Source organism: Mesorhizobium sp. M0626 (genome assembly GCF_040320665.1).
GTDB lineage: Bacteria > Pseudomonadota > Alphaproteobacteria > Rhizobiales > Rhizobiaceae > Mesorhizobium.
Map to the genome: position 1 here is coordinate 1 of NZ_JAMYQD010000050.1, position 6,333 is coordinate 6,333.

Here is a 6,333-nt window from a genome sequence, read left to right on the forward strand (position 1 = left end):
AAAGGCAGCGAGGCTCTCGTCCAGCCGCTTGTTGATGGCCGAGATCGACGAGGCCGAGAAGGCATGGCCGCACAGTTCTTCCGTGATCGCCTTCATCTTGCGGGTCGACACGCCCTGCACATACCTCCGCCAGCGTCGCCACCAATGCCCGCTGCGCCGCGAGGAGGGCAGGGCGCTGAACAGCCGCGCTTCGAAGGCGAGGCCGCGTTCGAGTCGCATCGAGCACCCTAGTGCGATGGCATCAGCAAAAATCAAGATCGCTCGGCTGCGCCTCTCGTTGCGTTTCATGATTGGAATCGCACTGGCCACGTGCAACTCACCATTAGCTCGCCGGCGGCGTTGGTCCAATTGATACGCACCGCATGATGGCCGAGGGCACGTCAGTGTGCGTGAAGCCCTTGAGAAGTGGCGCGAAGTCACGCCTTGGCATAGTCGGGTCGGACGGCATGGGCGCCAAATGTACGCGCGGGATCTCCTCGATGCGCTCCTCAATCTGATCGTTCAGCTCGGCCCTTGCGTAGCGCGGATGAAGGTCCGCTCGCAGTTGGATCACCATGCCAGAGACCGCGTACTGCCCCAGTCGAACACGATCGGGGTTCCACAGAGGAAGCCGCCCGAAACCCGATGCGGTGAATTGGGCGTCAACCGCTGTCCCAACCTGATCGCCGTAGTCGAGGGGAGTAGTCATATCTTTCTTGAGGAACTCGCCAAGCGTCAGCTTCGCAGCCAATTGAACTGCCTCGGCTGGCAAGCCCAGTCCCTCGCTGTCGCGCAAATCAAGGAGCATCGGCTCGCGCCCATGACTGCTCCAGCTGGAGAATTCCCCGATCATCTGGAACAGCGGGTTGATGTCGGGCAGCTTGTCGTCGTTGACGTCCGCCTTGTTGCGCTCGATCCGGACCCGCACGCGCGCGTAGCGCCAGGGTTCGTCCAGCACAACCACCCTCAGCACAAGCGATCCTGCGGCTTTGGATCGGCATCGAGATCCATGATTTCGGCGGCCAGCACCGCGCCAATCCCTTGCGGCCATTGATTCTCGAGCCGCTGCGCGGCATCCGATTTGCTGGGGCGTGAAGCCGGCCACGACAGTCGTGCTGTTACCCTTCTGCGATGCTCGCTTGCCGGAGTCCACGACCGGCGGCGCCGGGACCAGGAGCCCATCGTCGGCAGTCGTTGGGGCCAGCCAGTCGCGGAGCTGCTTCTCAAGGTTAGCACGCGAGATCTTGGCGGGCTTCGGGATCACGCCGCTTGGTTTGCGACCCGCAGACGCTGGTATGCGAACAGTCGCCGAGTTCACCCTCGACGGCGTATGTCTTTGGCGCGACGGCATCCTCGTCCACGAACGGGCTGTCGCCAATCTCGACCTCGATGCGGATGCGGTCATTGTGGAATGGGCCTTCGGAGCCCGAGGACTCCTCGTCACCCTCCAGCACGAAATAGTGCTCGGAGGCATAGCTCTCGAGATGCCACCAGCCGGGCGCGGCTAGCCCATTGCTGTCGGCTGGATCAGCCCTGTCAGGGTTGGATTGCGGCGCTTCGCTCTTAGCCCTGTGCCGCCCGAGCCGAAGGCCACCATCTTCTTATCATCGAGACGACCTTTCAGGAGGTCGGCCAGCTGATCGTTCAGGGGCCGCATGGGCGTTGTCAGATTCACCGGCAGCGGCGCGCGAGGCGGTCCGCTGTCGGCGCTGGGCTTCTGCTTCACTGGCGTCGCGGGCCGACGTCGCGAGGGCAGCAGGTAGAAGCGCCGGGTGTTCGGGGCGACCGGTTCGGTCCAGTTCGGGTTCCAATGCACGACATCGGCTTCGATCTGGCGGGCCGGGGCGCAGTTTCGCGCCGCCCGACCCAAGCACAACGCCAGGTCCGCCGCGTGTCCACAGCGGCCGCGGCGGGTCAAAAACGCTCCCATCGATCTCGAACTCGTCATCATATCGGGCGTCGTCGAGTATATCGACAACGTAACGCCCCGCCACAGCGTTGTGGAACAGAGGAAAGAGGAAACGGTCGACATCAAAGCGCGACGGGTCGCTAGCGGTCTCGCCTGGCGCGGGTGCGGGATGGATCTGCTTACGCAATTGCAAGGAGTAGAGCCGTTGGGTACAGGAATCGGGTTCGAAGATCGCCACTCCGAAGCCCTTGGTCGTGGCGAAGAGCCCCGGGGTATGATGAGCAGGCTCTTCAGCGTCATCGAAAGATGGCCGGCCAGCTCTGCCGAAAGGTCCTTGACGTGTTCGAACAGCGCGTCGGTACCCGAAGCTGGGTCGTCATTGTGCACATAGGTCACCAGCGCGGCCATGCGTGCGGCCACGTCGGGCAGGAGAGCCCGCACGGTGTTGCGCAGGCCAAAGGCGTCGGCGGGCGAGTCGGAGCGGCGAGCGCAGCGCGGGCGCGGCCCGGATCGCACGCAGCCAGTCGAGGCGTTCGCGCAGTGAGGTCTTCATGCTGGCCGAGACATATTTGCCCAGCTCTGTGGCCGCCCCGTCATGCAGATCGGCAAAGGTGTCGCCTTGCAGTTCCGGTTAGATGGCGACCTCGTTCTTGTCGACTGCAAGGCCAAATCCAGGCGTGGCCTGCGGCCGCATTGGGTCGGCAATGCCCGCCGGCACCACCGCATCGCTCGGGCGCTCCAGGCGAAGGCCGAGGCGCAGCACGTCGCTGCCGTCAGTGACAGGGCTTGCGGAGCCCAGTCCGCTCCATCCAGCCGGGCACGGTATCGTGATCGTCAGCCAGTCGTCTTTCACGCCAGAGGCGAAGACCTTGACGGCGGCTTGGAACTTGTCGAGCGGCTGGCGCAGCAAGTCCCGAAGGATCTTGAATTCATTAGGTGAATCAGACGCTTTTAGCGCGCGCTTGTGTGTTCCAACCTTTGCCACGTTTGCGGTGAGGGCGCCGCTCTGCGACGGCACGCCCCCGCGCGGGCATCGGCCTCATAGGCCCAGCGCTGCAACACCAGTTCGGCGCTGCCGCGGTCCACGGCCAGAATCAGGTCCGCCAGCGGCTCATAAATGGAGCGGAGCGCGGTTGGCCTTGCCTCGCCATTGTCAGCCGGCGCCAGAGCCTTCTTGAGGTATTGCCGCAAGAAACCAAGTTCGAAGTGCGCAGGCGAGAGATAGAACCGCCAGCCCATCAGCGGCAGTTCGCTGCCATGGTCGTCCCGCAGCGCAGCTGTGGCAGGGGTTTGGATATCGGTTGCAAGCGGCAACATCACCGTCGGGGCCGTCAACGGGTAGCGCTGCGTGTATTGATGTTGCAGGTATCCGTCGAGCGTCCAAGCCAATTGCGGGGTCAGGTAATTCATGAAGCGCAGCGTTTCGCTCGCCAGCCGCTCCGTCTCGGCGTCGCGCTCCTCGCCGCGGGCGTCCTGTGTGAAGAATGCGACAGGAAATAGCCAAAGAACCGCCCGCTCGGAGGAGGCGCTGCGACCAGCCAAGGCGCCGTGGCGGGCAGGTGGCCCGCGGAAGGCATCGGCACCGCCGCATCGGGATAGGTGAGGAAGGTCACGACACGTCCGGAACGGCTCAGTTTGGGCGCGCGGGCGATGACTTCGGGATCGTCGCTCGCCGGCGCAAGCTTCAGCTGGTTGAAGTCACTCAGCTGTGCGAGCACGGGCCGGTTTGCAGGTGCATTATACGGGGAGGGCGTGTAGGCGACTTCAAAGCGGTCGAGCACGCGATCGGTCGAGGCGCTCCATCGGCTGGTAAACGCGCCTTTCAAGATGCAGATCGGGGCTCGTTCCGCGCCACCGGTTTTGAGGGGCGCCAGTCCCCCCAGGATCCGATTGAAGAGCGGATCCGTCACGCTTGCCACCGGCAACACCAAATCGACGCTGGCGCCCTGGTCAAGGAGGTCCTTGCCCCCCGGCGTCGGCGCGAAGAGCCGCTTGAGGGCCCGGAGCCGGCCGGACGCTCGCAGCGTCGACGCATCCGGCGAGCCGACGAGATTGGCGTAGTTGGTCGATTCCCAGTCATCGGCGTCCGGGGCCTCGTAAACGTCGTTCAGGGTGCCGTAGCGCGAAGTGATGGGCAGCGGCGCCTGTGGCCCATTGCTAAAAAAGATCTAGATTCGAGCCCAACGGAACGGACTGACATAGCGCAAGGACCCAGGCGGGCGCGGTGGGTAGGGTTGGTTGTTATCAGTATGGGATTGTGCCTTTGCAGACCACGAAATTTCGAGAGGCCCGGCTGCCTTGGTACACTATCTATCCGGCTGTGTCGGAGTTCTCCGGGGCGGTCGGCGCCGAGGCTTATGAGGCATGGCTCAGGAACCTGCCGGCTGAGGATCCGGTGTCACTCTATCTGCACGTTCCGTTCTGCCGATCAGCCTGCTGGTATTGCGGCTTCCCAACCACCATCACCCGCCATGATGCGCCCATCCTCAACTATCTGGCGGCGCTGCGTGACGAGATCCGTCTGGTTTGTGAGCGAGTGCCGAAGACGCTGCCCGTGAGCGACATACATTTCGGCGGCGGAACGCCGTCTCTCATCGGACCAGCCGAGTTCCTCGCTCTGATGGAGTTCCTGCGATGCCGCTTCGCCATCTCGAAAACAGCTACGGTCGCCATCGAGATCGATCCACGCACGCTCACGCCCGAGATGGCGGAAGGCTTGGGAGCGGCCGGCGTGAACCGCGCGAGCCTGGGCGTACAGAGCTTCGATCCCATTGTTCAAAAAGCGATCAACCGAATCCAGAGCGAGGCCCAGACGTCGGCTGCCGTGGAAATGCTGCGCCGGCATGGAGTAAACCGGATCAACTTCGACCTCATCTACGGCCTGCCGCGTCAAACGGTGGAGTCGTGCGTCGAGACGGCGAGGGCGGCGGTCGCCATGCGCCCCGACCGGCTTGCCTTGTTCGGCTACTCGCATATCCCATCCCAAATAAAGAACCAGCGCCTCATCGAGGCGGAATTTCTTCCCCACAGCGCTGCCCGCGCTGAACAGCATGCGGCTGCCGCCGTGACGCTGGTTGCCGCCGGCTACCGAGAGATCGGGCTCGACCATTTCGCCTTGCCGCACGACGAGCTCGTGCTGGCACAGGAAACAGGTCGCCTGCGACGTAACTCGTTGGGCTACTCTGCCGATACCTGCAGAACCCTGATCGGTTTCGGCGCGTCGGCTATCGGCCGCTTTGGCCAGGGGTACGTTCAAAACGAAGTTACACGGGATTTCTACATCCGGCACATCGCAGCTGGCCGACTGGCGACATCGAAGGGCCATCGCCTCACAGACGACGACCGCCTGCGAGCCGCAATCATCGAGCGATTAATGTGCGATTTCGAGGCTGACGTGCCGGCAATCTGTGTCGCCCACGGATCTGATTTGATCCGTCTTCGCGGTTCAGATGAGCGTTTGGCGATGCTGGCCAAGGTCGGAATAGTGGACTTCGAAAACGGTTTTGTCCGCGTACGGCGGGAGCATCGCTTTGGGATTCGCGCTGTCGCTGCCGCATTCGATGCTTTTAGGGATGGCCTTCCGTATCCCGCAGGTGAGGGCAAGCACACAACACGGAAGCTAACACAGGGAGTATCTTTGCCGGAGAGAACGAGCTGCCATCGTGCGGTGCCCGTTAGTAGTGAAGCGCCCTAAAATGTCGACATAGGCGTTGGTGAACTGGACCGAACCACGAGAACAGCCTATCCAGTTTGTTGTCGGCAGTTAGTTCGAAAACAAGGGCTTCTAAGCGGTAAACACATGCTAATCCATTTGATTTACGGGCCGACCTGCAGCGGCAAGACAGACGTTTCAATTTAAATTGCACGAGAGGCCGGACGGCCGGTCATTGCGTTGGATCGTGTACAATGCTGTCCTCAAATCGCTACGGGCAGCGGGCGTGCCTCGGATCCCGAACTGCAATCTACCCAGCGGGTTTACTTGGATACGCCTCCTGACCGCGGGCACATCCACGCCGTGACTGCCCGTCGTAAGCTGATCATGCACGTGGGTGAGCTTAGATCTTAGCCTGGGCTCACTCGAAGCCGGCTCGATCTCCCTTCTTAATTCACATGGCGCGAGTCAGCATCGGGCTGGCTTTCAGTGGCATGTAAGGCGGTTGCGGCTCGGCAACTCCGATGCCTTTGTAGAGAGAGCAAAGCGGGTTGTGTGCGTCAAGTCCTGCAAAATGGGGCGGCCATATGCTGGTCATGCGGCTTGGCGCAGAGTGAGCTTCTTGTGCTCGCGCAGGTCGTCCATGTTGATGTATCGGTTGGCCTCCATCCAGTTTTCATTTGGTCTCGACGGCCAAGGCCCTGACCAGGCGCAGGCAGCTTTCGGTGTTGGGGAAGATGCGCACGACATAGGTGCGCCGGCGGATTTCCTCGTTGAGCCGCTCCAGCATGTT

At 62.4% G+C, this 6,333-nt stretch carries 8 protein-coding genes and 3 pseudogenes; 3 read left to right on the top strand and 8 right to left on the bottom strand.

Going from position 1 to position 6,333, the window contains the following annotated elements:
• From NKI37_RS31725 to NKI37_RS31755, 7 genes and pseudogenes are all read right to left on the bottom strand, one after another.
• Window positions 1–157 (bottom strand): annotated as a pseudogene (locus NKI37_RS31725) (transposase); the annotation flags it as partial.
• Window positions 158–322: 165 nt separating this feature from the next.
• A complete protein-coding gene (locus NKI37_RS31730) occupies window positions 323–937 on the bottom strand; it encodes a hypothetical protein (protein WP_156933855.1) in 615 nt (204 codons plus the stop codon).
• 271 nt (window positions 938–1,208) lie between these two features.
• A complete protein-coding gene (locus NKI37_RS31735) occupies window positions 1,209–1,433 on the bottom strand; it encodes a hypothetical protein (RefSeq protein ID WP_023703296.1) in 225 nt (74 codons plus the stop codon).
• A gap of 50 nt (window positions 1,434–1,483) precedes the next feature.
• The gene (locus NKI37_RS31740) at window positions 1,484–2,296 is read right to left on the bottom strand and encodes a hypothetical protein (protein WP_352791830.1); all 813 of its coding nucleotides are present in this window, start codon (window positions 2,294–2,296) and stop codon (window positions 1,484–1,486) included.
• A gap of 223 nt (window positions 2,297–2,519) precedes the next feature.
• Window positions 2,520–2,798 (bottom strand): hypothetical protein, encoded by a 279-nt coding sequence (locus tag NKI37_RS31745; protein ID WP_023703294.1) that lies wholly within the window; start codon window positions 2,796–2,798, stop codon window positions 2,520–2,522.
• Between the two features lie 41 nt (window positions 2,799–2,839).
• On the bottom strand, window positions 2,840–3,298 hold the full coding sequence (locus tag NKI37_RS31750; RefSeq protein WP_156933853.1) for a hypothetical protein: 459 nt from the start codon (window positions 3,296–3,298) through the stop codon (window positions 2,840–2,842).
• On the bottom strand, window positions 3,295–3,798 hold the full coding sequence (locus NKI37_RS31755; protein ID WP_156951538.1) for a hypothetical protein: 504 nt from the start codon (window positions 3,796–3,798) through the stop codon (window positions 3,295–3,297). Before NKI37_RS31755 ends, NKI37_RS31750 begins: the two co-directional genes overlap by 4 nt.
• 353 nt (window positions 3,799–4,151) lie before the next feature.
• On the opposite strand from NKI37_RS31755, the gene hemN reads away from it, so the two are divergent.
• The 3 genes and pseudogenes from hemN to NKI37_RS31770 all read left to right on the top strand — a co-directional run.
• Window positions 4,152–5,582, top strand: a complete 1,431-nt coding sequence (gene hemN, locus NKI37_RS31760; RefSeq protein ID WP_023756575.1) for an oxygen-independent coproporphyrinogen III oxidase — start codon at window positions 4,152–4,154, stop codon at window positions 5,580–5,582.
• Window positions 5,583–5,780: 198 nt separating this feature from the next.
• On the top strand, window positions 5,781–5,954 hold the full coding sequence (locus NKI37_RS31765; protein WP_286497557.1) for an isopentenyl transferase family protein: 174 nt from the start codon (window positions 5,781–5,783) through the stop codon (window positions 5,952–5,954).
• Window positions 5,938–6,036, top strand: a pseudogene (locus NKI37_RS31770) (hypothetical protein); the annotation flags it as partial. The gene NKI37_RS31765 and the pseudogene NKI37_RS31770, both read left to right, overlap by 17 nt.
• A gap of 98 nt (window positions 6,037–6,134) precedes the next feature.
• Here NKI37_RS31770 and NKI37_RS31775 read toward each other — a convergent pair.
• Window positions 6,135–6,333: pseudogene (locus NKI37_RS31775) on the bottom strand (transposase); the annotation flags it as partial.